Annotated in this window: 2 protein-coding genes; both read right to left on the reverse strand. The window is 62.8% G+C overall.

All coding sequences use genetic code 11. The annotated features are described in order from the left end of the window. Window positions 1–1,020 (reverse strand): trypsin-like peptidase domain-containing protein (locus Q1V51_RS04125; RefSeq protein ID WP_300553247.1); only part of this gene is annotated, 1,020 nt, incomplete at its 3' end. An 88-nt stretch (window positions 1,021–1,108) separates the two neighbouring features. Further along, window positions 1,109–1,531 carry a 50S ribosomal protein L17 gene (gene rplQ / locus Q1V51_RS04130; protein ID WP_300553250.1) on the reverse strand — a complete coding sequence of 141 codons (423 nt, stop codon included), beginning with the start codon at window positions 1,529–1,531 and terminating at the stop codon, window positions 1,109–1,111. Between the last annotated feature and the right edge of the window lie 40 nt (window positions 1,532–1,571).

Here is a 1,571-nt window from a genome sequence, read left to right on the forward strand (position 1 = left end):
ATCGCGCAGGATGGTGAAGCGCGCATCCTCGCCCGTATTGTGCGTGGCCAGGCGGAACAGGATGCCGCTGTCATTATTGACGTCATGACCATCGACGGCGAGGACGATATCGCCCTGCTCGAAGCCGGCATCATCCGCAGCCGCGCCGGGATAGATCTCGTTGACCAGAGCGCCGCGCGGGCGATCAAGCCCGAAGGCCATGGCCAGGTCATTGGTGACCGGCTGCAGACGGGCGCCGAGCCAGGGGCGGATCAACTCACCCTCGGTCAGGGCGCTGTCGACGACGCGGCTGACCAGCTCGACCGGAATGGCAAAGCCGATACCGTTGGAGCCGCCCGAGCGCGAGAAGATCATTGTGTTCACGCCGATCAGCTCGCCATCCATATTGACCAGGGCGCCGCCGGAATTGCCCGGATTGATCGCGGCATCGGTCTGGATGAAGGAGGCGAAATCGGTTTCGCCGACATCGGTCCGCGCCAGGGCCGAGACAATACCGCTGGTCACGGTCTGGCCGACACCGAACGGATTGCCGATGGCCAGGACCAGATCGCCGACCTCATGATCACCCGCATTGTCATAGGCCAGGACCGGCAACGGCTCGTCCGTGTCGACCTTGAGCACGGCCAGGTCGGTCGCCTCATCGGTCAAGAGGATCTCGGCCTCGAACTCACGCCGGTCATTGAGCACAATGCGCAGCTCTTCCGCGCCGTTGACCACGTGGTGATTGGTGACGATCACGCCGGACGGGTCGACGATGACACCGGAGCCCAGCGAGTTCTGTTCACGCTCACGCGTGCGGTTGGAAAAGAATCCGACCCGCTGGCGCACAGTGCGGCTGGTGTAGACATTGACCACGGCCGGCGCGGCCTCGCGCACGACCGGCGCAAACGACATGCGCATTTCGGTCTGGCTCTCCGGCACGAAACGGTTTTCCGGCGCGGCGGGAGCAAACGGGACGTCCTGAGCCAACGCCGGTGCGGCGGCGGCCAGGGAGGCAATAAGGCAGAAGGTTCTGATCATGCGGTCCATATAGGTACGATTTCAGACATGAAAAAGGCGGCTAGCAAGAGCTAAGCCGCCTTTTCCTGAACCTGTGATGACGTGAGTCTTACTCGTCCGTCATGTCGCCTTCGGCTTCCAGACGCGCACGATCGACAGCGCCCTTTGCAGACGGATCGCGGTCAACCAGCTCGATGACAGCCATCGGCGCGTTGTCGCCATGACGGAAACCGGCCTTGAGCACGCGGGTATAGCCACCGCTGCGCTCGGTATAGCGCTCGCCCAGCGTGTCGAACAGCTTCTTGACCTGGGCCTCGTTACGGACTTTCGACATCGCCTGGCGGCGGCCATGCAGATCGCCGCGCTTGGCGAGAGTGATCAGCTTGTCCATGAACGGTGCCAGCTCTTTGGCTTTCGGCAGCGTGGTAACAATTTGCTCGTGCTCGATCAGCGACGCCGCCATATTGGCCAGCATGGCCTTGCGGTGCGTGGTCGTGCGGTTCAGCTTACGATGTGCGATGCCGTGACGCATGGCTTAATCTCCTCATGCCCGGTTCAGGCGCCTCTCGGCG

This window comes from Maricaulis sp., from assembly GCF_030149235.1.
In the GTDB taxonomy this organism is placed as follows: domain Bacteria; phylum Pseudomonadota; class Alphaproteobacteria; order Caulobacterales; family Maricaulaceae; genus Maricaulis.